General features: G+C 71.4%; 26 protein-coding genes. 4 read left to right on the top strand and 22 right to left on the bottom strand.

Annotated features, from left to right (window positions below; all coding sequences use genetic code 11):
* The first annotated feature begins 361 nt into the window (after window positions 1–361).
* Both KBX46_RS06730 and KBX46_RS06725 read left to right on the top strand, forming a co-directional pair.
* Complete coding sequence (locus tag KBX46_RS06730) at window positions 362–1147, top strand: helix-turn-helix transcriptional regulator (RefSeq protein WP_210791662.1); 786 nt, start codon at window positions 362–364, stop codon at window positions 1145–1147.
* On the top strand, window positions 1144–1350 hold the full coding sequence (locus KBX46_RS06725) for a DUF397 domain-containing protein (protein ID WP_210791660.1): 207 nt from the start codon (window positions 1144–1146) through the stop codon (window positions 1348–1350). Before KBX46_RS06730 ends, KBX46_RS06725 begins: the two co-directional genes overlap by 4 nt.
* Here KBX46_RS06725 and KBX46_RS06720 read toward each other — a convergent pair.
* From KBX46_RS06720 to KBX46_RS06640, 17 genes are all read right to left on the bottom strand, one after another.
* Window positions 1347–3041, bottom strand: a complete 1695-nt coding sequence (locus tag KBX46_RS06720; protein ID WP_210791658.1) for an ABC transporter permease — start codon at window positions 3039–3041, stop codon at window positions 1347–1349. The genes KBX46_RS06725 and KBX46_RS06720 overlap by 4 nt on opposite strands.
* Window positions 3026–3790 (bottom strand): ABC transporter ATP-binding protein, encoded by a 765-nt coding sequence (locus tag KBX46_RS06715; protein ID WP_088950716.1) that lies wholly within the window; start codon window positions 3788–3790, stop codon window positions 3026–3028. The genes KBX46_RS06720 and KBX46_RS06715 overlap by 16 nt, the downstream gene beginning before the upstream one ends.
* An 82-nt stretch (window positions 3791–3872) precedes the next feature.
* Window positions 3873–4265 (bottom strand): hypothetical protein, encoded by a 393-nt coding sequence (locus tag KBX46_RS06710; RefSeq protein ID WP_210791656.1) that lies wholly within the window; start codon window positions 4263–4265, stop codon window positions 3873–3875.
* A complete protein-coding gene (locus KBX46_RS06705) occupies window positions 4262–4669 on the bottom strand; it encodes an EndoU domain-containing protein (protein WP_210791654.1) in 408 nt (135 codons plus the stop codon). The genes KBX46_RS06710 and KBX46_RS06705 overlap by 4 nt, the downstream gene beginning before the upstream one ends.
* A gap of 85 nt (window positions 4670–4754) precedes the next feature.
* Window positions 4755–5249, bottom strand: coding sequence for a hypothetical protein (locus KBX46_RS06700; protein ID WP_210791652.1), 495 nt, complete (start codon window positions 5247–5249; stop codon window positions 4755–4757).
* Between the two features lie 6 nt (window positions 5250–5255).
* The gene (locus KBX46_RS06695; protein WP_210791650.1) at window positions 5256–5576 is read right to left on the bottom strand and encodes a hypothetical protein; all 321 of its coding nucleotides are present in this window, start codon (window positions 5574–5576) and stop codon (window positions 5256–5258) included.
* Window position 5577: 1 nt separating this feature from the next.
* Window positions 5578–5991: a YbaB/EbfC family nucleoid-associated protein gene (locus KBX46_RS06690; protein ID WP_210791648.1), complete on the bottom strand. Its 414-nt coding sequence runs from the start codon at window positions 5989–5991 to the stop codon at window positions 5578–5580.
* A gap of 82 nt (window positions 5992–6073) precedes the next feature.
* Window positions 6074–7714 (bottom strand): cation acetate symporter, encoded by a 1641-nt coding sequence (locus KBX46_RS06685; RefSeq protein ID WP_210791646.1) that lies wholly within the window; start codon window positions 7712–7714, stop codon window positions 6074–6076.
* Window position 7715: 1 nt separating this feature from the next.
* On the bottom strand, window positions 7716–8129 hold the full coding sequence (locus KBX46_RS06680; RefSeq protein ID WP_231927173.1) for a hypothetical protein: 414 nt from the start codon (window positions 8127–8129) through the stop codon (window positions 7716–7718).
* A 44-nt stretch (window positions 8130–8173) separates the two neighbouring features.
* Complete coding sequence (locus KBX46_RS06675; protein WP_210791644.1) at window positions 8174–9961, bottom strand: DUF4153 domain-containing protein; 1788 nt, start codon at window positions 9959–9961, stop codon at window positions 8174–8176.
* Complete coding sequence (locus KBX46_RS06670) at window positions 9958–11040, bottom strand: cell wall metabolism sensor histidine kinase WalK (RefSeq protein ID WP_210792051.1); 1083 nt, start codon at window positions 11038–11040, stop codon at window positions 9958–9960. The genes KBX46_RS06675 and KBX46_RS06670 overlap by 4 nt, the downstream gene beginning before the upstream one ends.
* Window positions 11037–11714 carry a response regulator transcription factor gene (locus KBX46_RS06665; RefSeq protein WP_088950714.1) on the bottom strand — a complete coding sequence of 226 codons (678 nt, stop codon included), beginning with the start codon at window positions 11712–11714 and terminating at the stop codon, window positions 11037–11039. Before KBX46_RS06665 ends, KBX46_RS06670 begins: the two co-directional genes overlap by 4 nt.
* A gap of 195 nt (window positions 11715–11909) precedes the next feature.
* On the bottom strand, window positions 11910–12572 hold the full coding sequence (locus KBX46_RS06660) for a DUF5701 family protein (RefSeq protein WP_210791636.1): 663 nt from the start codon (window positions 12570–12572) through the stop codon (window positions 11910–11912).
* Window positions 12573–12636: 64 nt separating this feature from the next.
* On the bottom strand, window positions 12637–13398 hold the full coding sequence (locus tag KBX46_RS06655) for a LytTR family DNA-binding domain-containing protein (RefSeq protein WP_088950711.1): 762 nt from the start codon (window positions 13396–13398) through the stop codon (window positions 12637–12639).
* A 23-nt stretch (window positions 13399–13421) separates the two neighbouring features.
* Window positions 13422–14648 (bottom strand): sensor histidine kinase, encoded by a 1227-nt coding sequence (locus KBX46_RS06650; RefSeq protein ID WP_141911837.1) that lies wholly within the window; start codon window positions 14646–14648, stop codon window positions 13422–13424.
* 39 nt (window positions 14649–14687) lie between these two features.
* Window positions 14688–16259 (bottom strand): sugar transferase, encoded by a 1572-nt coding sequence (locus KBX46_RS06645; RefSeq protein WP_210792029.1) that lies wholly within the window; start codon window positions 16257–16259, stop codon window positions 14688–14690.
* 264 nt (window positions 16260–16523) lie between these two features.
* Window positions 16524–17384: an Fpg/Nei family DNA glycosylase gene (locus KBX46_RS06640; RefSeq protein WP_210791634.1), complete on the bottom strand. Its 861-nt coding sequence runs from the start codon at window positions 17382–17384 to the stop codon at window positions 16524–16526.
* 163 nt (window positions 17385–17547) lie between these two features.
* Here KBX46_RS06640 and KBX46_RS06635 point away from each other — a divergent pair, with 163 nt between their 5' ends.
* The gene (locus tag KBX46_RS06635; protein ID WP_088950707.1) at window positions 17548–18819 is read left to right on the top strand and encodes a glycosyltransferase; all 1272 of its coding nucleotides are present in this window, start codon (window positions 17548–17550) and stop codon (window positions 18817–18819) included.
* A 358-nt stretch (window positions 18820–19177) separates the two neighbouring features.
* Here the strand turns inward: KBX46_RS06635 and KBX46_RS06630 are convergent, their stop codons facing one another.
* The 5 genes from KBX46_RS06630 to KBX46_RS06610 form a co-directional block, all read right to left on the bottom strand.
* The gene (locus KBX46_RS06630) at window positions 19178–19900 is read right to left on the bottom strand and encodes a CDP-alcohol phosphatidyltransferase family protein (protein ID WP_088950706.1); all 723 of its coding nucleotides are present in this window, start codon (window positions 19898–19900) and stop codon (window positions 19178–19180) included.
* Window positions 19875–20942 carry an iron-containing alcohol dehydrogenase family protein gene (locus KBX46_RS06625; protein ID WP_210791632.1) on the bottom strand — a complete coding sequence of 356 codons (1068 nt, stop codon included), beginning with the start codon at window positions 20940–20942 and terminating at the stop codon, window positions 19875–19877. The genes KBX46_RS06630 and KBX46_RS06625 overlap by 26 nt, the downstream gene beginning before the upstream one ends.
* A complete protein-coding gene (locus tag KBX46_RS06620) occupies window positions 20930–21661 on the bottom strand; it encodes a sugar phosphate nucleotidyltransferase (protein ID WP_088950704.1) in 732 nt (243 codons plus the stop codon). Before KBX46_RS06620 ends, KBX46_RS06625 begins: the two co-directional genes overlap by 13 nt.
* An 88-nt stretch (window positions 21662–21749) precedes the next feature.
* Window positions 21750–22517, bottom strand: coding sequence for a hypothetical protein (locus KBX46_RS06615; RefSeq protein WP_088950703.1), 768 nt, complete (start codon window positions 22515–22517; stop codon window positions 21750–21752).
* Window positions 22514–22963 carry an NUDIX hydrolase gene (locus KBX46_RS06610; protein ID WP_210791631.1) on the bottom strand — a complete coding sequence of 150 codons (450 nt, stop codon included), beginning with the start codon at window positions 22961–22963 and terminating at the stop codon, window positions 22514–22516. Before KBX46_RS06610 ends, KBX46_RS06615 begins: the two co-directional genes overlap by 4 nt.
* 113 nt (window positions 22964–23076) lie before the next feature.
* On the opposite strand from KBX46_RS06610, the gene KBX46_RS06605 reads away from it, so the two are divergent.
* The gene (locus KBX46_RS06605; protein WP_088950701.1) at window positions 23077–23472 is read left to right on the top strand and encodes a cyclic nucleotide-binding/CBS domain-containing protein; all 396 of its coding nucleotides are present in this window, start codon (window positions 23077–23079) and stop codon (window positions 23470–23472) included.
* Window positions 23473–23493 lie beyond the last annotated feature (21 nt).

The following is a 23493-nucleotide window of genomic DNA, read 5'->3' as shown; positions in this document are numbered from 1 at the left end:
CAACTTCCCGGATGTTGCTGCCTCCGACACGCGGGAGGCACCAACAACCCTGATGTTGTGCGGATCTTGGCCACGAGCACTTGGCGCGGGCGGCCGCGCCGGTGGCACGACGCTTCCGGTACGACCACCGCGCCCCGTTCCTGCCACGGACGAACCCGAACATGGCTGATCTCCTCCCGGTCGACGAGGGCCGCCCCGATCGGGGGGATGACCAGGGCGGCCCGATCGCAGGACCGGACGCCGGGACATCGCCTCCACCGGCCGGGCCGCGTGTCATCCACCCTGGACTGAGGGGCGCGGAGAGGGGAGGATGCCAGGGCTTACTACGCAGCGGGGTCACGTACTTACCGGAGAGGTAAGGATGAACGTCGAGATGTGGGTACGGGCGTTGAAGGCCGCCCGAGCCGGTGCCGAGGTGTCCCAGGAGGCTCTGGCCTCGCTGACCAAGTGGAGTCCGTCCACGGTGGCCGCCATCGAGACCGGGCGGCGTCGGCCGACAATGGAATTCGCGGTCGCCGCCGACGAGGCCCTCGCCACCGGCGGCCTCCTCGCCGAACTCCTCAAGGCTGCCGACCAGGAGCGCGGTCCATCCTGGTTCGTCCCGTGGCGCGGATATGAGCAGCAGGCGACGCGCCTACGTGCCTTCGAGGCATGCCTCGTGCCCGGTCTTCTCCAGACCGAGGAATACGCCCGCGCTGTCATCTCGGCCGGTGGACTGCATCCGCCGGCTGTGGTCGACGAGCTTGTTGCGGTTCGGTTGGAACGCCAACTGCTGCTGTCCCGGAGTATGCCGCCGTATTGCGTTTTCCTGGTGGACGAGACGGGCCTTTACCGGCCGGTGGGCGGCCCGGTCGTGCTCGATGCCCAGCTTGGCCGATTGCTTGAGGTGGCCGACCTGCCGTTCGTCCGGTTGCACGTCATCCCACTGAGCGTCGGGGAGCATGTCGGCTTTGGGGGCGGCTTCGTGTTCGCCGATCTGCCAGACGGGGACAGGGTGCTCTACCTGGAGAATGCCGCTCGCGGACACGTTATTGACGACCCGGAGATACTCCGATTGATTGATCGCAAATGGGATAGCCTCCTCGGCGAAGCACTCTCCACAAGCGCCTCAATGGATCTGATCCGGAAGCTGAAGGTGACACCATGACGCTCAACGAACCACATTGGCGCACCTCCACTCGGTCGACCGACTCCGGCGGCAATTGCGTCGAGGTGGCGGACAATCTGCCCGGCGTCGTGCTGGTTCGGGACAGCAAGGACCGGTCGGGCCCGACCCTCACCTTCGCTCCGGCCGCTTGGCGTGGCTTCGTCGCCGACGCTGCCCTGGCCCCCAGCCGGCAGACCGGCTAGCGGCGTGGGGTGACAGTGGCCAGCAGTTCCGGTTGGCGTCGGTCCAGGACGTCGCCGGCCAGGTACGCGCCCAGCAGCGCCGCCCCCAGCCCGTACGCCGCACCCACCGGCAGGGCCAGCCAGAGCCAGGCGTCGCCGAGCAGCGCGGCGGCCACCACCATCGGCACCGCCGCGACCGCCGAGGCGAGCATGGCCAGCAGGGTGAGCAGCCCCTTCGCCATACCCGCGCCGCTGTTCATCGCGAACGGGTTGCTCGTCTCCGGCAGCGAGTACGCCCCGAGCACCGAGACCAGGCTGTTCACCGCCAGCCCGGCACCGTAGGTGGCGACCAGGCCGCCGATGGTGAGCCCGATCCAACCTGGCCGGCCGAGCACGATCGACAGCACCACCGCGACGAACGCCAGCATCGGCAGGACGTACAGCGAGAAGGCCGTCATCCGTGCGCCCAGCTCGACCCGACCGGGCACCCCGGCCACCACGTTCACGGCGTACGCGCTGCCGTCGAAGCCGAACTGGTTGGCCAGGGTGACCGCGGCGACCACACCCACGAAGAGCATGGAGATGGTGACCAGGACCGGTGAGCTGTTGGCGGCACTCGTCGTCGAATCGGGCCCGTCCCCGGCCACGAAACCCGCGCCACCCAGGTTGATCATCACGGGCACGAAGATGCCGACCACCGCGATCGTGATCAGGTTGGCCCGGCGGCGGGCGTCCCGCCACCAGTAACGGGCCTCCCGGGCGACCAGTGCGCCGAACCGGTCCCGACGGGCCCAGCCGGCGACCTTGGGGAAGAGTTGGGCGATCGCGCCGCCGGTGACACCGCGTTGCACCGGAGCCTTACCGGCGCTCGCCGCACCCACCATCGCCGACTCCAGTGACCGCGACCACCAGGCCAGCAGGGCACCGAGCGCCACCACCGTGATCAGCAACTTGACCGGGGCCGCCCACACCCGCCCCTGGGCCACGTCGATGCCGGCGGTCCACGGCGCGCCGAACGGCGTCCAACCGATCACGGTCGCCACACCGGTCAACCGGGTCCAGTCGGCCTCCCGCAGCGCGGCGAGACCGAACACCTGCAACGGACCGAGCAGCGCGGCAGTCACCGCCAGCAGCACGGCCGCCAGGTCGCGGACCCGACGAGACCGCAACATGGTCGCGAAGGCGCTCGTCACCGCCCGGCTGGCGGCCACGCAGAGCAGCAGCCCGGCGATCACACCGACCACCGCCACCAGCCCCGCCGACCAACCGCCCAACGACCAGGCGGTGAGCACCAACCCGAACGACGCGATCAGCACCGCCAGCACCGGCACGCTCACCAGAGCCGCCGCGAACAGGCCGGTCACCAGAGTGCGGCGGGGCAGCGGCAGCAGCGCGAACCGGGCCGGGTCCAGTGTCTCGTCCACACCGAAGAAGACCAGCGGCAGGAGCAGCCAACCAAGCACCAGCAGGCCACCGCCCGCCGCCGCGACCAGCACCGCGTACTGCCCATCGCCCGTCAGGCCGGGCAGGGCAAAGAGGAAGAAGCCGCTGGCGGCGAACCAGAGGCCGAGGAACACGCCACCGATGAACATCGCGATCCGCCAGCCCTGGCCGCGGAAGTTGTTGCCCATCACGCGCAGCTTGAGCCGTACGAAGTGCCGGGCGGAGACCGTGCGCACGGGCGCGGCGTCCGTGCTCACCGGGACAGCCACGACAGTTCCTCACCCGTCGCGGTGCGCCCGCCGACCACCTCGACGAAGACCTGCTCCAGCGAGCGGTCACCACGGACCTCGCCGATCGTCCCGACCCGCTTGATGGTGCCGCTGGCCAGGATCGCCACGTGCGAGCAGAGCCGTTCGACGACCTCCATCACGTGACTGGAGAAGACCACAGTGCCGCCGCCGGCCGCGTACCTGGTGAGGATGTCCCGGATCAGCGCGGCGGAGACCGGGTCGACCGCCTCGAACGGCTCGTCCAACACCAGCACCCGAGGGCCGTGCAGCAGCGCGCAGGCCAGGCCGATCTTCTTCTTCATGCCCGCCGAGTAGTCCACCACCAGCGTCCGACCCGCGTCGCCGAGCGCCAGCACGTCCAGCAGCTCCGCGGCCCGCTGGTCGACCACCGCCGGGTCCATCCCCCGCAACAAACCGTTGTACGCCAGCAGCTCCGCCCCGGTCAGCCGGTCGAACAGGCGCACACCGTCGGGCATCACGCCGAGCAGCCGCTTGGCAGCCACCGGGTCCTGCCAGACGTCCTGCCCGAGCACCCGGGCCGAGCCGGCGTCCGGGCGCAACAGCCCGACCGCCATCGACAGGGTCGTGGTCTTGCCGGCGCCGTTCGGGCCGAGCAGGCCGTAGAAGGAGCCGGCGGGGACGTCCAGGTCGACGCCGGCCACCGCGATCGTGCCGTCGAACCGCTTGGCCAGGCCACGCAGTGCGAGCGCGGGGTGCTCAACAGTCATGCGCCGACGTTATCCGCCGATCGCCAGCTCTGTCGTCCCGCGACGGGCGGACCCGAGATCATCCCCGAGGTGGACAGGCCCCTCAGAGCGCCGGATAAGGGTGCTGGCGACCGTTCTCGCGCTCCCACTCGGCCACCGCACGTGTGCGGTCCGGGTCCTCGGCGAGCAACCGCCAGTACTGCGCCACCACCCGGCGGGTCTCCGCGAGCGGATAGTGGGCGTTGAGCACGTCACGCCAGAGGTTCTGCAGATCGACGCCCTCTGCGCTGAGTTCGGCAGCCCAGGCGTTGCCCTCCCAACTCTCGGTCTCCTTCCGCCCGGCTGCGATGTCCTCCAGGTCGGCCAACAGATCGAGGCAGAGCTCGTGCACGCTCTGGATGTCGTCGGTCAACCACATCCCCAGGCAGGCGAGCCGCCGGTCAGTGGAGTGGTATTCCGCGATGCGCTCCTGCGACCAGTGGAACTCGATGCTCAAGGAGTGCCTCCAGGAAGAGTCGGGAAACCGTGGGCGAGGGTATCGGTCTCCGGATCGTAGAAGCCTTTCAGGTGGACACCGTTGAACTTGCCCGACCAGCGTCCAGTCTCTGGGTCCTTCACGACGTCGGGGGAGTGGAACCCCCGGGTGATCGCGTTGTCGACGTCCTGGGGTGTCCAGTGGTCGGGGAAGAAGGTGCTCCCGCCGCGCTTCTCCCGCCACTCACCGTTTCGTCGGTTCAACATCGCAACCCTGCCGTTGTAGACACCGGTGCGATTGTCCCGCTTCGTCACCTTGATCAGCTTCGCGCCGGGTGGATCGATGCCACCTGGTCGGTGGTGCCAACCGGAGGCTCGACCGTCCCGCTCGCCCAGCAGCGTGTGCCGGAGCCGTTCCGGCGTCATGCCGGACCGTTGCCCGCGACGCGCTCGCGCCCGTTGTTTGCGCAGGTGGGACAGGGCGGCGCGGATGAATTTCCCCCGGGCGCGCTTACCCATCGAGGAGTGCGCCCATCACCTCGTCGATCAGCAGACCGACGATCTCCCGGGTGATCATCTGGAAGATCGGGATCTCCGCGAGGGTGGCCCCGAACGTCGCGACCGCGGTCGCCACCGCCTGCGCGATCTGGATGCCCAGGATCACCAGCTGCACGATGACCTGGATCTTCAAGGCCAGCACGATGGCCGCGACGACCATGAGCCCGGTGCCGGCCAGGGTGGCCGCGAGCGCCCCGTCCTGCAACACCTGCACCGGGCCGTCCTGCTCGGTCCAGTACCGCTGGAAGGCCTCGATGTCGGCACCGGCGTTGCCGGTTCCGACCGGCTGGGCTGCCTGCCCCGCCTCCGCCGTCAGGGTCTGCAGTGTGCCGCTGAAGGCGAGCCAGCGCTGCCCCATCTCGACCAGGGCCGTCTCGTCCGCCTGCGGCCAGTCGTAACCGATCATGCTGAGGAAGGTGACCAGCTCACCCGGCAGTTGCAGTCCCATGTCAGCTCATCCCAACTGCTGGCCGAGCCCGGCTAGGCGCTCCGCGACAGCCCGCTCGTCCTCGTCGATCAGATGCGCCATCCGGTTGAGGTCGACGCCGACCACGCCGAGCTCCTCGATTGCGGACTCGAAGCACTGGGCGGCGTACGCGGTCACCTCCTCGCAGGCCGCACCGATCAGGCTGCCGATGTCGTCGCCTCCCCAGGGCGCGCCGAACCCCTGCAGGTCGGCCATGAATGCCCGCAGCTCAGTGAGGAAACGGTCGGAGATGTCCTGCAGGTTGGTGCCGGCATCGCGCAGCCCGTCCGGGTTCACAACCCGGGCCATGTCAGGGCCGCCTACCGGAAGAGAGCCGATCCTGGACGTCGCCGAGGGTGTCGATGATGCCCTGCAACTGCGGCACAGCGCTGCGCTGCACCTCGCGCAGTTGCTCCAGCAACGCCGTGGTGTCCGGCGCGACCGCGACGGCGGCCACTGCCGAGCGGAGGTCCGTCAGAGCAGCGTTTGTCGCCTCCCGGACGTGCTCGGCCAGGGTCTCCGAAGCAGAGCGCATCAAGCGGGGGTCGATCCAGACCGACTCGATCTGTCCACCGGGGAGCGCCACCACCCGGACCATCCCGTCGGCCGCCTCACCCACGCCCTGCACGACCGGCGCCGCCTCGGCAGCGCTGCCAGCGTCATTGCGACCGAGCGTCGACAGCAGCTCGGAAATCGATCTGTTCAGATCCGAGGGGTACGTCACGAGCGCAGTGTAGTGAGTTGTCGGCTCCCGCTTCAGCCCTCGACCTCGGCCCCCGTCTCCGGCGCCCACCGTCTCCGGCGCTCTACATCCGGAGGGCTTCCGGGGTGTGCAGGCGGAGCATGGTGGCCGCGACGTCGGCGGGGGCACGGCGGCGGGTCGCCATCGACACCGCGACCATCACGGTGAAGGCCAACGGCACCGTCCAGGCGGCCGGCTGGGTGGTGAGCGTGGCCGGCCAGCCGGACAGCGGCGGGCCCAGCACCGTCACCAGCACCGCGCCGATCGCCGCCCCGCCGCCGACCAGCACACCGGCGGCGGCGCCAAGGTCGGTCAGGCCACGCCACCAGATGCCGAGCACCAGCAGCGGACAGAAGCTCGACGCGGCGACCGCGAAGGCCAGCCCGACCACCTGCGACACGTCCAGTCCGGAGACGTGCAGCGCCAGCACCGTCGGCACCGCTCCGGCGATCACCGTGGCCAGACGGAAGCCGCGTACCGAGCCTCGGCCGAGCACATCCGTCGAGATCACCCCGGCGACGCTGGTCAGCAGCCCGGACGACGTGGAGAGGAAGGCCGCGAACGCGCCCGCCGAGACCAGCGCGGTGAGCAGCCGCCCGACCGTCCCGTCGCCGAGGGCCGCGCCGGGCAGCAGCACCACCACCGCGTCGGTCTGCCCGCTGACCAGCAACTGCGGGGTGTAGATCCGGCCGAGCACCCCGTACAGGGTGGGCAGCAGATAGAAGGCACCGACCAGGGCCAGCACGACCAGGGTTGTCCGGCGGGCCGCCGCGCCGTCGGGGTTGGTGTAGAAGCGAACCAGCACGTGCGGCAGGCCCATGGTGCCCAGGAACGTGGCAAGGATCAGCGAGTACGTCCCGAAGAGCCCTCGGTCGTCGTCACCTGCGGCGCTGGGCAGCAACCAGTCGCTGGCGTCGGCGGCCACCCCGGACACGTCCGGCACCGGGTCGCCGGCGGCGAAGGTCAGCTCGTCGCCGGGGCGTACCTCCCGGATCTCGCCGTCGGGCAGGGTGAGGGTCGCGCGGTGCTCGACCACGACGGTGGTCGCGACCCGGAACGTCGGCCCGTCGGGCGGGGTCACCGCCGGGCGACCGTCGGCCTGCCACTGCAACGCCAGGAAGATCACCGGTACGGCGAGCGCGGTCAGCTTGAGCCAGTACTGGAACGCCTGCACGAAGGTGATCGCCCGCATCCCGCCCAGCGCCACGTTCGCGGTGACCACGGCGGCCACCAGTAGGGCGCCCACCGGGTACGGGGAGCCGGCCACCGTTGCCAGCGTCAGCCCGGCGCCCTGGAGCTGCGGCACCAGGTACAGCCAACCGATGAAGATCACGAAGGCGGTGGCCAGGATGCGCAGCCGGCGGGACCCCAGCCGCAGCTCGCAGAAGTCGGGCAGGGTGAACGCGCCGGAGCGGCGCAGCGGTGCCGCCACGAAGAGCAGCAGGGCGAGGTAGCCGGCGGCGAACCCCACCGGGTACCAGAGCACGTCCACGCCGTCCTTGAGGACCAGGCCGGCGATGCCCAGGAAGCTCGCCGCCGACAGGTACTCCCCGCCGATCGCGGCGGCGTTCCACGTTGGGCTGATTGCCCGCGACGCGACCAGGAAGTCCGACGTGGTCCGGGCCAGCCGCAGCCCGTAGAAGCCGATCCCGACGGTGACCAGGGTGACCGCCACGATGGCCGGAACCACAAAATCGTTGCTCACCTCAGCGCTCCGGCCGCTGCACCAGGTCGCTGAAGTCCTGCTCGTTGCGCTCGGCCAGCCGCACGTACGCCCAGCCCACCCCGATCAGGAACGGGAAGGAGGCGACCCCGAGCAGCAGCCACGGCAGGTTGACGCCGGCGATGGTGGTCCGGCCCAGGGACGGCGCGATGGCGAACAGCCACGGCAGCCCACCCAACCCGATGACCACCACCAGTGAGAGCCGCAACGCCAGCGCGAGTTGGGCCCGGACCAGGCCGCGGACCAGCGCCTCACCGACCTGGGTCTGCTGGGCCAGCTCGGCGCGGGTCCGTTCGGCGCGGGTGTCCTGCCGTGTGATCTCGGCCAGCACGATCCGAGCCCGCCGGGGCGGCGGTACCGCACCGCCCGACCCCACGTCAGGGAGTTGCTTGGCCACCCCGGCAGTCTCGCCCGCCGCGCGGGATTGTCAAGCCGCTCCGGTCACCAGGACCGGCCACCGTTGCAGTCGGCCCTCGCGGTCAGCGGGATGTTGCTGAGTTCACGCCGCGCCCGATCCCGGCCGAGGTTCGTCCCCCACAGGCCGTCCGAGGGCAGCTCGGCGGCGATCTGCCCCAGCGCGCAGACGCGCATCGGCTCGGGCAGCCGGGCCAGTGCCGGTACGGCGTCCGCCGACAGCCCGGACAGGTAGGTGACGTCCAGCCGGCCGGTCTGCAGGTACCGGTCGACGTTCCGGTCGGCGATCAACCGGTCCGGGTTCACCAGGGCCAGTCCGAGCAGGGCCAGCACCGCCGTGCCGATCACCAACCGGGGCAGCCAGTCGGCCCGCAACCGCACCACCGCCACCCCGACCAGCACGAAGAGCAGCCCGAGCCAGAGTTCGATGGTCGCCACCACGAGCCGTAGCCGGGTGGCGCCGTAGGCGTCCGCATAGACCTGCATCCGGTACAGCGCCGAGGCGACGATCACCAAGGTGAGCCCGGTGAGCGTGCCGAGCAGGACGCGCACCAGCAGGCGGTCCGCCCGGGTGGCCTTCGGTGCCCGGCGGGCGGCGATCGCGATCACCAGCAGGGTGAGTGCGGTGACGGCGAGCAGTTGCCAGAACCCGCCGCGGGCGTACTGGGCGTAGGTGAGCCCGGCCGTGCGCAGGACGTGCCCCGCGCCGCCGAACAACACCGTCAGCTGGACCAGCACGAACACGCTGAACAGGGCGACCAGCAACACCAGCGGGAGGGTCCACTCCAACCGGTGAGCCGGTCGGGGTGGTGTCGTGCGCAGACCCTCCAGATCGGGTGGACGGCTGACCAGGAACGCGCCACCGAGCAGGGCTCCGCCGATCAGCGCCAGCCGCGCCAGCCAGCCGAGCACTCCGACCGACGAGACGTCTGGCAGCAGGCCGGTGACCAGGTTCTCGAAGACCGCGTCGGCGGAGGAGAAGAGCAGACCGAACAGCAGCAGCAGGCCGGCCGAGATCGCCAGGCTGGTCAGGATGCGCCCGACCGCGATACCCGAGGTGGCCGGCTGCCCGAACCGCAGCCCGCGTACCGCCCAGGGGAGCGCCCGTACCGTCGCGGCGGGCGGCAGCGTCGCGGCGACCAGCATCCCGAGCGGGCTTCGCCCACCGGTCACCGCGAGCGTCCCGGTCACCGCGGCCGCGAGCAGGCACAGGGCGAAGAGCCAGCCGGCGGCCCGGGCCGTGCCGACGGCGACCAACGCGACCGTCGCGGCAGCCCAGGCGACCTGTGCCGCCCGCCCCGGTGCCCCCGTGGCACCGGGACGGGCGGTGGTCGCCGCGGCCGGCGGAGCCGGCGTGGCGGTCGGTGTCGCGGCGACCGTTCCCGGGCTCGTCGGCCCGGATGGTGCCGCGGTCGTGGGGGTGTTCGTCGGCCCGGGTGGCACCGCGGCCGTGGGGGTGTTCGTCGGCGTAATCGAAGGTGTTGCAGTGGTGTTCAGCGTGGCGGTGACGAGTGCGGCAGCGCCGGCCAGCGCGGCCACCAGCCAGCCGAGACCGGGACGAACCATCGTGAGCGTGGACGCGCCGACGACGGTCGCCGCCGCCAAGGCCGCCAGGACCAGAGGTCGGGCGGAGCCGGACGGCCCTGGCCAGCGGCGCGCGATCAGTGACGGCGGCCTGGGCAGGGCCGGCGTGACCGGCCACGGTTGGGGCCGACCGGTGGCCGCCGGGGCAACCGTGCCGGGTCTGCCGGGTGGGGGGATCTGCGCTCCGGTCGGCCCGGTGGCCGGAACGGGAACGCTGCCAGGGCTGGTCATGCGGCCTCTTTTCGGTGTGGCCCGTCGATCGGGATGGTGACCTGGATGCGACAGCCGGGCTGGTCTCCCCGGTGCGGTCCGACCGGATCGAGGACCCGGATCTGGCCGCCGTGCAACTCGACGACCCATCGCGCGATCGCCAGACCGAGACCCGTCCCGCCGCCGGCCGCCCGGTCGCCGCGGGTGAACCGCTCGAAGACCCGGGAACGCTCGTCCGCCGGAATGCCCTGGCCCTCGTCGCTCACCTCGAACCGGAGCTGGTCGCCGTGTTCCTCGGCGCTGACCCGCACGACGCCGCCGGGTGGGCTGTGCCGCGCCGCGTTGTCGAGCAGGTTCGCGAACACCTGGTGCAACCGCCACGGGTCCGCGTTGACCGCCAGCGGTGTCAGCAACTCGCGAAGCTCGAAGTGCACGTCCATGCCGGCGCCGGACGCGCTGGCCGTCGCGTGCTCGACCGCCTCGTCGAGGAAGTCCCACACGTCCATCCGTACCCGGCGCAGCGGCACCACCCCGGCGTCGAGGCGGGACAGGTCGAGCAGGTCGGCGACGAGGTGTCCGAGCCGTTCGGTCTGGGCCAGCGCCGAGCGCAGCGCCGCGGGCTCGGGATCGGCCACCCCGTCCACCATGTTCTCCAACACGCCCTGCAACGCGGTGATCGGCGTACGCAGCTCGTGTGAGACGTTGGCGATCAGCTCACGCCGGCGCTGGTCCGCGGCATGGAGGTCGGCGGCCATCTTGTTGAACGCCTGGGCCAGCTCACCGACCTCGTCGCGGGAGGTGGCGCGTATCCGTCGTGTGTAGTCGCCCCGGGCCATCGCGCCGGCCGCCGCCGTCATCTCCCGCAGCGGCGACGTCATCCCGTGGGCGAGGACCTGGGAGGTGAGCAGGGCGACGGCGATGGCGGTCGCCGAGGTCACCGGTGGTGGCCAGCCGATGCCGTACGAGAAGTACCCGAGGCCGGCCGCACCGGAGACGACCAGCAGCACGCCCAGTTTCAGCTTGATCGAGCGCACCGGATCCAGCGGGCGGGGCAGCAGTTCCAGCACCCGGTCCAGGCGGGTGGGCAGGGCGGCGGTCACGACGGCAGCTCCAGCGCGTAGCCGACCCCGTGCACGGTGCGGATGAGATCGGCGCCCAGCTTTCGGCGTAGGGCCTTGATGTGGCTGTCCACCGTGCGGGTGCCGCTCCCGTCGACCCATCCCCAGACGTCGGCGAGCAGCCGTTCGCGGGGAAGCACCGTGCGGGGCCGCCCGGCGAGGTGGACCAGCAGGTCGAACTCCGTCGGCGTGAGGTGCACGTCCGCGCCGTCGCGGCGGACCCGCCGCTCGGCCTCGTTGATCTCGATGTCGCCGAGGCGGATGGCTGGCGGCGCGGGGGTGGCGGCCCGATCCACCCGGCGCAGCAGGACGTGCACCCGCGCGGCCAGCTCCCGCATCGAGAAAGGCTTGGTGAGGTAGTCGTCCGCACCGACCGCGAGCCCCACCAACAGGTCCGTCTCGTCGTCGCGGGCGGTGAGCATCAGCACCGGCACCGCACGGTCGGCCTGGATCCGCCGGCACACCTCCAGGCCGTCGAAGCCGGGCAGCATCACGTCCAGGACGACGAGGTCCGGCTGGCCGCTGCGAAACTGCTCGACTGCGCTGGGCCCGTCCGCCGCGATCTCCACGCTGAAGCCCTCGGCGCGGAGGCGGGCGGCAATGGATTCGGCGATGGTCCGTTCGTCCTCGACCACCAGTACCCGGCGTTGCGTCATGGGTCTCGACTGTAGGGAGCCGCCGTGGAGATCAGTGGGTGGCGTTGTGAATAACCTGTGGAGAACGGTTCACGGCTGTGGATAACTGCCGTGTGGACTGGCATTCGGGAAGTCGGGGCATCCGGGCGGGCCGGACGCCCCGACTTCCAGGAATCCGAGTCGATCGAGGCCGGGCCTGGTGGCACCGGCCGTCGGTCACTCCAGACCGATGCGCTCCGGGCGGGCGGAGGCGGAGCCGAGCCAGGTGTGCGGGTTGCCGTACCAGCACCAGCCCAGTTTCGGCGCGCCCTGGCTGATCCAGAGCGCAGGCACCCGCTTGTCGCCGCATCGGGACCCGACGAGCGAGAAGCACCGGTTGCTCGCCAGCGCGGCCGGGTGCAGCGTGACGAAGGCCAGACCTTCGTCGATGGTGAGCGGCAGCCGACCCTGGGCGGTGATCCCCTCCATGGCGGTGGCCGGGGCCAGGTTGCGGAACTCCTCGCCCCGGTCGACGTCGAAGAGCAGGTACGCCGGTCCGGCCGGCACCTCCAGCTCCTTGATCGGGTCGAAGCGCGGCAGGTCGTCCTCGGCGTAGTGGCGGTCCAGGACGCCGGGCTTGCGTTTGCCGGCCAGCGTGGTGAGCTCCAGTCGTTCCTGCACGCCGACCAGGTCGCGGGTGATGACCAGCAGGAAGGGCACCCGGGCGTCGGTGGGGGCGGACAGCCCGTCGGCACCCTCGATCGCCCTCGCGCGCAGCGGCGCTACCAGGTCGCGGAAGGCGCGCTCGGGCAGCCCGGCGAGGGCGGGGTAGCCGAGCTGGACCAGTCGGTCGACCTGACGGTCGAACTCGGTCTCGGCGTCGAACGGGGAAACAGTCACGGCAGCCTCCGGAAGTCGTACGGACTAGCGTACAACGTACGGCAGCTGTCGTCTCATTCCCGGATCAGCGACTCCAGTCCTGCTTTGCGGCCCTGACCAGCTTGTCCTTCAGCTCCCGGGTGTGCCGCCGGCTCACCGGCAGCTCGGTGGAGTCGATCACCACGACGTAGCCGGAGTTGACCAGCCGCAGCTCTGCGATCAACTTCAACTGCACCAGGTACGACCGGTGCACCCGGACGAAACCGGCATCCGCCCAACGCTCCGCCAGTGTGGCCAGCGAGACCCGCACCAGGTGCGACCCCTCGGCGGTGTGCAACCGGGCGTAGTCACCCTGCGCCTCCACCCACCGCACCGCCGAGCGGGGCAGCATCCGGGTGGTGCCGGCCAACTCGATGGGGATGGTCGGGTCCTCCTCGGCGCGGGCCAGCGCCGCCGGGTGCGACGGCACCACCCGCGACCCGATCACCCGACGCAGTGACTCGGCCAGCCGGTCGGCGCGAACGGGTTTGCGCACGTAGTCGGTGGCACCCAGGTCGAAGGCGTCCACCGCGCCGTCGTCGTACGCGGTGACGAAGACGATCGCCGGCGGCCGGGCGAACCGGCGCAGCACCCGGGCCAGCTCCATCCCGTCCAGCCCGGGCATCCGGATGTCCAGGAAGACCACGTCCACGTCACCGTCCCGGAGCAGCCGCAGCGCCTCCGTCGCGTCACCGGCCGTGTGCAGCCGGGCCACCCGAGGGTCGGCCCGCAGGTGGTACGCCAGCTCGTCCAGTGCGGGCGGCTCGTCGTCCACCGCCAGCACCCGCAGAAAACCGGACGCGTTCACCGCACCCGTCCCGCTTCGCTCGCTCACGACCCTGCCCGTACGCCGGGGTGGAACTTCGGCACCCGCATGCTCACCTTCGTGCCCGAGCCCAGCCCGGTCTCCACGACCAGGCCGAACCGGTCCCCGAAGACCGACCGCAGCCGCTCGTCGACGTTGGAAAGACCGACGTGCTGGCCCGTGTCGTCGCCCGGGTCGCCAGTGCCGCGGGCCAGCTCGGCGATGCCGGCGGTCAGCGTGGTCGGATCCATTCCCACTCCGTCGTCCTCCACCGTGATGTGGCATTCGGCGCCCGCGTCCCGGGCCTCGATGCTCACCATGCCCGTGCCCGGCTTGCGGGACAACCCGTGGCGAACAGCGTTCTCCACCAGCGGTTGCAGGCAGAGGAACGGCAACGTCACAGGGAGCACCTCCGGGGCGATCTGCAACCGCACCTGCAACCGGTCGCCGAATCGAGCCCGCTCGATGGTTAGGTAGCGGTCGATCGAGCGCAGCTCCTCGGCGAGGGTGGTGAACTCCCCGTGCGCCCGGAAGGAGTACCGGGTGAACTCCGCGAACTCCAGGATCAACTCGCGGGCCCGCTCCGGGTCGGTGCGGACGAACGACCCGATCGCGGTCAGCGCGTTGTAGATGAAGTGCGGGCTGATCTGCGCCCGCAACGCGCGGATCTCGGCGCGGGCCAGCCGCTCGCGGGACGAATCCAGCTCGGCCAGGGCGAGCTGGTTACCGGCCCAGTGCGCCGTCTCCAGGGTGGCCTGCACCAACCCCGGCGGTGGTGGGCCGTCGGCGATGGCCACCAACGCGCCGACCACCCGGCCGTCCGCCCCCTGCAACGGCGCGACCACCGCCCCTCGGATCGGGCAGTCGACCCGGTCGCAGTGCAGCTCCTGCTCACCGAGCACCGTAGAGCGGCCGGTGTCCACCGTCCGCTGGGCCGCCGCGAGCAGCTGCTCGCCGTGGTGCGTGCCGCGCCCATCGAGGGCCAGCAGCCGGTCGGCGTCGGCGAGCGCCAGCCCGGCCGCGCCCACCAGAGCCCGCAGATGGCGTACGGCCTTCGCGGCGCCCGCCTCGCTCAGCCCGGCTCGCAGCGGCTCGGCGGCCAGACCGGCCGTGTGCAGCACCTCGTAGGTGGCCCGTTGGGTGGCGGTGGCGATGCCCCGGCGAGCCCGCAGACGCAGCACCGCCAACAGGGCGGCGGTCAGCGCGGTGACGAGCGAGACGACGCCGACCACGGCGGAGAGGTTGGCAGCCACGCAGCGATCCTTGCCCCTGCGGGCCTGCGCGCCAAGCCCCTAGTACGCGCCCTTGCGGGCGAGCACCACGCCGACGGTGCGCCACAGGATGCTGAGGTCGTACGCCAGCGACCAGTTGTCGACGTAGTAGAGGTCCAGTCGGACCGACTCGTCCCAGGACAGGTCGGAGCGGCCGGAGACCTGCCACAGCCCGGTCATGCCGGGGCGGACCAGCAGGCGGCGGCGCACGTCGCCCAGGAAGTCGCCGTCGTCGGCCGGCAGCGGGCGGGGCCCGACCAGCGACATCTCACCCCAGAGCACGTTGATCAGCTGCGGCAGCTCGTCCAGCGAGGTGGCCCGCAGGAAGCGACCCACCGGGAAGACCCGCGGGTCCTGCTTCATCTTGAACAGCATGCCGTCGGTCTCGTTGCGGTCGACAAGGCTGGCCAGCCGGTCCTCGGCGTCGACGTACATGGTCCGGAACTTCCACACCCGGAACGTGCGCCCCTCGTGCCCCACCCGGGGCTGGCGGAAGAAGACCGGACCCCGGTCGGAGATCGTGATCGCCACGGCGATGCCCACGAAGAGCGGGATCAGCAGCAGCAGGCCGAGACCGGCGGCGACCCGGTCCATCAGGTTCTTGGCCAGCAGCGCCGGCCCGGAGAGGGTCGGTTCCTCGACGTGCAGCAGCGGCAGACCCTCGATCGGCCGGATGTGCACCCGAGGGCCGGCGATGTCGGTCAACTGCGGTGCGACCACCAGGTCGACGCCCGAGCCCTCCAACTGCCAGGCCAGCCGGCGCAGCTCGCCCGGCTCGGCGCTGGCCGACCCACAGACGGCGATCGTGTCGCCACCAACCTCCCGGACCAGGGCGAGAACGTCGCGACCGGCGTAGATCGGAACCGGGGTCGGCATGCCCCGGGCCGCCGCATAGCCGTCGGTGATGTGGATGGCGACGGGCACCAGCCCGGCGTTCGGGTTGCGGGTGACCGCCGCGTAGACCTCCAGGCACTCCGGCAGGGTGCCGACCAGCACCATCCGGTGCGCGGCCTGACCGGCCCGCCGCCGGATGTAGTGCAGCGCCCAGCGGGCCACGAACCGGCCCCAGAGGATCAGCAGCGTCGCACCGAGCAGCGCCGTGCCCACGGTGAACCGGGAGAGCTGGGTCACTGTGGAGAAGGCGAGGAACGAGACGCTCGCGGCGACCGTCACCGCCGCCCGGATCACCCGCTTGAACTCGTCCGGGCCCAACCCCAGGTAGCGCCGGTCGTACGCCCGGTTGCTCCAGAGGATGACCACCCAGCCGAGCGGGAGCAGCAGGTAGGAGATCGTGTGGAACCAGGTCGGGTCCTGCTTGGTGCCGGAGAATCCGGAGGCGGCCTGGTCGAAGAGCTGGATCGCGATCCAGCTGGCGAACGCTGCCGCGCCGAAGTCGAGCAGCAGCAGGATCGCGATGTAGGGGCGGTGCCAACGGGAGACACGACGTCGCGCCCTGGTCCACGCCGAGCGGGGGACGCCGTTGTGTGACGACGGCGTCGGCGGCTGGATCTCGAAGCTGTCGACGTGCCGCACGAGTTTGCTCCGGCCTTCGTTGGATACCGGGCGCTGGAGGCTTGCCGTCACCTCACCCATGTCCTCCCGCATGACACGGGCCGCTCACTCGCAGTGAGGGCCCGGGTCGCCCACCGTCCCAGTCTCCCACGCGGGCTCCGACCGGTCGCCGCCCCGAAGGAGATTGGCGACCGATGGTGCCGGCGGGATCTGGCCGGCTCCGCACCATTTCAGAAGCCGGGGACCGGGCCACTATACCGATGGATGCGCGCGTGGCCAGAATGGCGGACCGGAGCTTCCGCTCAGTAAGGGCGATTCCGCTCCGTAGTCGCCGAGTGGGGCTACTCACCGTACGAGACGAGACAACCGTCGGTCAGCGAGCGGCTTGCCGCCGGTCTGGCACGTCGCGCAGTACTGAAGGCTCGAATCGGCGAACGACACCTCACGCACGGTGTCCCCGCACACCGGGCAGGGCAGCCCGGTGCGGGCGTGCACCTTCAACCCGGACCGCTTCTCGCCCTTCAGCTCCGCCGCCCGCTGACCGAGGGACCGCTCGACCGCGTCACCGAGGACCTGCCGGGTGGCCGCGTGCAGGGTGGCGATCTGGTCATCGGTGAGCCGGTTGGTGATCGCGAACGGGGACAGCTTCGCGGCGTGCAGGATCTCGTCGGAGTATGCGTTGCCCACCCCGGACAGCACCGACTGGTCGGTCAGCACCCCCTTGACCTGCCCCCGCCGGCTCCGCAGCCGCTCGGCGAAGGTGGGCAGGTCCGCGGAGAGCGCGTCCGGGCCCAACTTGGCCACCCCGGGCACCGTCGCCAGGTCGTTGACCAGGTACGCGGCCAGCTTCTTCTGGGTGCCGGCCTCGGTCAGGTCGAAGCCGGACCCGTCGTCGAGGCGTACGCGCACCGCGATCGGGCCCTTGCCGGGACGCAACGGGGTGGTGGACGGGAACGCCTCCCGATAGTGCAGCCAGCCAGCCCGTGCCAGGTGCACCACCAGGTGCAGGTCGCCCTCGAAGAGCACGTCGAGGAACTTGCCGTGCCGGCTGGCATCGACCACCGTTCGACCGGCAACCGCTGTCGGTGCCGGTTCGTACGTTTTCAGGGCGCTGATCGCGGCGATCTCCAGCCGGTCGACACGCCGCCCCACCGCGCGCTGTCGCAGGTAACCCGCGAGCGCCTCAACCTCCGGTAGCTCGGGCACGACACAACGGTAGCCTTCTTTCCGGTGAGCGTGCGGAATCAGCTCGCGAGTCCCTGTCGCGAGCGCGAGGCGTAAGCCCGCGAGTCCCGCAGACGTGATCTTGCGAGCCTTCGCGCAGGCGGGGGCAGAAGCCGGCACGGCCGGGAACGAAAGGCAAGGCTCCGTGAAAATCGTGGTGGCGCACAACCGGTACCGGGAAGCACAGCCCTCCGGCGAGAACACGATCGTCGACTCGGAGATCGCTCAGCTGACCGCCGCCGGCGTCGAGGTGCTGCCGTTCATCCGCAGTTCGGACGAGATCCCGTCGATGTCGAAGGTGGCGAAGGCGCTGCTGCCGATCTCGCCGATCTGGGCGCCGCGCGCCCAGCACGACCTGAGCCGACTGCTCACCGAGCACCGACCGGACGTCCTGCACCTGCACAACCCGTACCCCCTGCTGTCGCCGTGGGTGGTGCGGACCGCGCACCGCCACGGCGTGCCGGTGGTGCAGACCGTGCACAACTACCGGCAGGTCTGCTCCTCGGGGATCTACTTCCGCGACGGCGTGATCTGCCAGGACTGCAAGGGCCGGGCGCTGGGTGTGCCGGCGATCAAGCACCGCTGCTACCGCGACTCGGCGGCCCAGAGCGCGTTGATGGCGACCACCCTTGCCGTGCACCGGGGCACCTGGCGCTCCGTCGACCGGTACGTCGCGCTCACCTCGGCGATCGCCGATCACCTCCGTGACTACGGCATACCGGACGAACGGATCGTGGTGAAGCCGAACTCGGTGCCCGACCCGGGCCGGCCGACGCCGCTCGGTGACGGGTTCCTCTACATGGCCCGGCTCTCCCCGGAGAAGGGCGTCGACCTGCTGCTGGACGCCTGGCGCCGGCACCCGGTGGGTGCGCTGGGCACGCTGCGCATAGCGGGCGACGGCGAGCTGCGCCCGCTCGTGGAGGCAGCCGCCGCCGAGCGGGCCGACGTCGTCTACCTCGGTCAACTCGACCGTGCCGGGGTGCGGGCCGCCGTCGAGGCGAGTGCGGTGGTGATCGCCGCCTCCATGTGGCACGACGTACTGCCGACCGTGATCATCGAGGCGTTGGCCAGCGGCCGGCCGGTGCTCGGCACGGCGTTGGGCGGCATCCCCTACCTGGTCGGAGCCGACGCCCCGCACGAGCCCGCCGGCACCGGCCCGGCGCAGGTCGCCTCCGCCGTCGCCGGCGGTGGTGGTGGGTCGCCGATGCCGGACGGGATCGGTCTGGGCGATGCCGGCTGGGTCGTCGCACCGGAGCCCGCCGCGCTCGCCGCCGCCCTGCCCATCGCTCGGGCCGGCGCCCCCGGGCTGGCGCTGACCGCCCGCGCTCGCTACGAGCGCACCTTCCACCCCGACGTGGTCACCAAGCAGCTCATCGACATCTACGCGGGCGTAGCCCGCAACCCCAACCACGTCTGAATCGCCGCACCTGACGCGTCCGCACCTGACGCTTCCGCACGATCTTGGGACTGCGCCGGGTCGCACCGCGCCGCGCCGCACCGTAGAACCGGGCGGGCGGATCTGCCGGCAAGATCCGCGCAACATCAGGGATGTTGGGGTCTCACGCGAGCCCGAGGCAGCAACTTCGGGGAAGTTGGGTGGATCTTGCGGGCGTGCGGCGTGCGGCGTGCGGCCTGCGGCGTGCGGCGTGCGGGCGTTCGGCGTGAGGGCGTGCGGGCGTGCGGCGTGAGGGCGAGCGGGCCAAGGGCGCGAGCGGCGCGCCTGTGCGGGCGAGCGGCGCGGGTGGCGCGTGCGGACGCGTTCTGGGCGGTGGCGGTCAGCGCAGGGAGGCGCGGGCGGAGAAGGCGATGCTGGCGAGCAGGAAGCCGCCGTTGACGATGGTGAACGCGACCATCACCCAGAGGACCAGCGCGGGCGCCACGGCCAGCACCAGGGCGGCCACGAAGATCACCGCGCCGTAGTCGCGGATCAGCTTCACCACGCGGACCGGCAGCGAGGTCGAGGTGACCATGCTGGCGGCGTTCGGGCCGGCCTGCATCACCGAGGTGACCAGGTTGACCATCCAGGTGCCCGCGAAGGTCGCCACCAGCCAGGTCGGGGTGGAGGGTTCCTGCGCCACGGCGGTCGCGGCGAGCGCGGCCACCAGGGCGATCTGCGCGGCCACGTCGCAGAGGATGTCGATCCGGGCGCCGGCCGCGCTGCCCTGGCCGGTCACCCGGGCCAGCTGCCCGTCGGCGCAGTCCAGGGAGTACGCCACCTGCCAGCCGATCAGGGCGAGCAGGCCGACCGCCCAGGCCGGCACGTCGCCGTCGGCGACCGGGCCGGCGAGCGCCACGACGGTGACCGAGGTGGCCAGCCCGAGCACCAGGTTGCTGATGGTCAGCGCGGTGGGGCGCAACCCGAGCCGCTGGGCGACCAACGCGAAGACGGCTCCCAGCCACTGGCTGATCGACTCGCTGAACAGGCCGCCGCCCCGGTTCACCCGGTGGAAGTCGGCGACGGTGGGACGGGGGTCAGCCAAGCTGGTCGCGGATTGCACCGGCGTAGTCTGCCAGCCGCTCCCGCGTCTCGGTAGGCGACAGCGCCAGGTGCTCCAGGATGGTGTAGCGGTCCGGTCGGGTACGCGGCGCGAACTGCACCGCCTCGACGAACTGGTCGTCGGTGAGCGCCACGTCGGCGGGGAGCCGGGGCAGACCGTGTCGGGCGAGGCAGGCCGACATCTCCCCGAACCGGCGCAGGTCCCCGCGCAGCCAGGTGCAGAACAGCGCGCCCAGCCCGGCCAGCTCGCCGTGTGAGGCGGTGCCGGGGAAGAGCGAGTCGACCGCGTGCATGATCTCGTGGCAGCCGCCGCTGCACGGACGGCTGGTGCCGTCGACAGCCATCGCCAGGCCGCTGGAGATCAACGCCTCGGCGAGGACGATCACGAAGGCGTCGTCGCTCATGTCGCCCGGGTGGTTGAGCACCGCCTCGGCGCCCGCTCGGGAGAGCGAGGCGGCCAGCCCGTCGACCGGTTCACCGCGTACCTGCCGGGACAGCTCCCAGTCGGCCAGCGCGCTGATGTTGCTGATCACGTCGCCGATGCCGGCCCGGTTGTGCCGGTCCGGGCCGCTCTCCACGAAGTCCAGGTCGACGATCACCCCGATCGGGATGTGGACGCCGTAGGAGCCCTTGATCCCGTCGGTGATCAGGCTGGCCACCGGGGAGGCGATCCCGTCGTTGGCGAGGCTGGTCGCCACCGACACCATCGGGAGGCCCCGACGGGTCGCCGCGTACTTGGCCACGTCGATGGTCTTGCCGCCGCCGATGCCGACGACCGCGTCGTACGACCGGGCGCGGAGTTTGCCGCCCAGGTCGTCGGCGGCGTCCAGCGTCCCGCCGGAGACGGTGAAGACGTCCGCGGAGCGCAGCGACGGTCGGATCAGCTCCGCGATCTGGGCGCCCTGACCGGGGCCGACCACCACCGCGACGTCGCCCCCGGAGGAGATTCGCCCGTCGGCCAGGATCGCGCCCAGGTCGGCGACCGCCCCGCGTCGCACGTCGATGTGCAGCGGGGTGAGGATGCTCCGAGCTAGTAGCGGCACGCGATCTCCCGCGCGCGGGCCAGGTCGGCGTGGTTGTCGACCTCGACCCAGGGGACGTCACCGATCGGCGCCGCCCGCACCTCCCCGCCCCGGTCGGAGAACTCCTGGTAGCCGTCCTCGTAGTAGAGGTTCGGGTCCCGTCGCCAGGTCGCCTCCAGCGCGTCGGCGAGGGCGTCGGCGACCTGCGGCTCGATGAGCGTGGCGCCGATGTACTCCCCGTACGCCTCGCCCGGGTCCATGATCTTGGTGATCCGGGTGAGCTGACCGGCGGCGTCGAAGGTGGTCTTCATCTCCTCCTCGGCCAGCGGCTTGAGGGTGTCCACTGCGAGCAGGATGCCCGGGCCACGCTCGGCGAGCAGGGTCTTCTCCACGCTCACCGGGTGCACGGTGTCCCCGTTGACCAGCAGCACCCCGCGCGCGAAGTATTCCCGGGCCAGCCAGAGCGAGTAGGCGTTGTTCCACTCCTCGGCCTTGTCGTTGTGCACCAGGGTGATCGTCACCCCGTACCGCTTCTCCAGGTCGGCCTGCCGCTCACGGACCGCGTCCGCCGCGTAGCCGACCACGATCACGACGTCGGTGAGCCCGACCTCGGCGAGGTTGCCCAGCGCGATGTCCAGGATCGTGGTCTCGCCGTCCACCGGCACCAAAGCCTTGGGCAGGGTGTCGGTGTACGGGCGCAGCCGGCGTCCCGCTCCGGCCGCGAGCACCATTCCGATCATCGCGACATCCTCCCTCGTCCTGCTCCCCGTCATCGCTGGAGGATAGCGCCGCTTGGTCGGGCCGCTGTGGTCAACCGGGTCAGCCGGGTCAGCCGGGCAACGCCGCCAGGTCGGCGAGCATCGTCAGTCGCTCCTCCGCGCCGAGAGCGGCGTACGGGCCGGCCGCCCGTCGGTCGGTCTCCAGCTCGATGGCGGTCCGCTCGGGGCCGGCCGGCAGGGCGGCGACGCTCGATGCGGTGTGCCCGGCGGCTTCCCAGGCTGCGGCGTGCGCGTCGGCCCGGTGGTATCGCAACGTGCCGAGCCGGTTGAGCAGCAGCACGCCCGACGGGATGCCGTCCGGCTCGTGCGGGGGCGCCATCGCGGCGAAGGCGGAGCCGCCGCGGTCACCGGCCTCGTCGGCCAGCACCAGGGCGTACGACAGCAGCCGGCCGAGGGCTGCCACCAGCCGTGACACCCGTTCGCCGTGCCCGGCCCACAGTTCCTCGGTGACCTCGGCGTGCACCTGGTACAGCTCGGTGAGGAAGGCCGCTCCCCGTTCGGTGGCGGAGAGCGTGCCGTCCGGGCCGCGGTGGAGCATCCCGTACGCCACCTGCTTGTCCACCGTCCGCCGGCAGACGACCGGGTCCTGGTAACGGGTGATCGCCGCGAACCCGGGCCCGTCGACAGTGCCACCGGGTGCCGCGAGTCGGGTGCGCAGGTCAACCAGGAAGCCGGTCGCCGCGACTCCTCCGTACCGCTGGGACAGAACGGCTCCGCCACCGTCGCGGCCGGCCAGCATGCCGGCGCGGAAGGCCCGGTCCACGGCCGGGGCGAGCAGCCCGGCGAACCGGTGCGGCGCCAGCTCGACGGTGTTCACAGACCGATCGACCGCAGGACGGCGAAGCCCTCTTCCGCGATCCGCCGGATCAGCCCGTCGTTGACGTGGCGGTGCTCGTCCAGCACTGTCACCTCGTCCTCGGCCAGCCAGCGGTATTCGGTGTGCTTGCCGGCCTCCAGCCTCGGGCGGTCGAGGTCGCCGTCGACGCGGACCAGGAAGTCGTACTCGATGCGGGCCAGGCCGTCGTCGCCGACGTAGTGGTACTCGCCCACCTGGCCGAGGACGTGCGAGAGAACCCAGCCGGTCTCCTCGGTGATCTCCCGGCGCAGCGCCTCGTCGATGTCCTCGCCGGGGTCCAGGTGGCCACCGACGATGTCCCAGCAGTTGGGGAAGAGGCGCCGTTGGGGTGAGCGGCGCTGAAAGAAGATGCGGCCGTCGTGGTCGACGATCAGCGCGCCGGCGCAGCGCAGGGGCTCGGTGGACACCGCTCGACAGTAGCGAGCGTCCGCTGTTGCCCCGAGGCTCGGTCTTGTCCCGGAAACATCCACGGACGACCATGTCGGTACCGGATGCCACCGTCCCAAGGGAGTGATGTGTGATGCAGGTACGGGATGCGATGTCCAGCCAGGTCCTCGTCGTCGGTCCGGAGCACACGCTCCGCCAGGCGGCCCGGATGATGTCGGCCCGCGGTGTCGGGTCGGCGGTCGTGATCGACCCGGACTCCGAGGGCGTCGGGATCATGACCGAACGCGACGTGTTGAAGGCAATCGGCGCCGGCCTGGACTGTGATGTGGAACGCACCGGCGCCCACCTGACCTGGGACGTGGTCTACGCGGGGCCGGAGTGGACGGTGGCCGAGGCCGCCGCGGCGATGGCCCGGGGCGGGTTCCGGCACCTGGTGGTGCTGGACGGTCGGGAGGTGGCCGGGGTGATCTCCGTGCGGGACATCATGCGGGTGTGGGCGGAGGATCAGGCCGCCGTCTCCACGACCTGACCCGGCCGGGGCCGGAATCTC

The sequence above is a fragment of the Micromonospora sp. C81 genome (genome assembly GCF_018070425.1).
GTDB classification, from domain to species: Bacteria; Actinomycetota; Actinomycetes; order Mycobacteriales; family Micromonosporaceae; genus Micromonospora; species Micromonospora zamorensis.
This window is presented reverse-complemented; position numbering and strand designations above follow the sequence as displayed.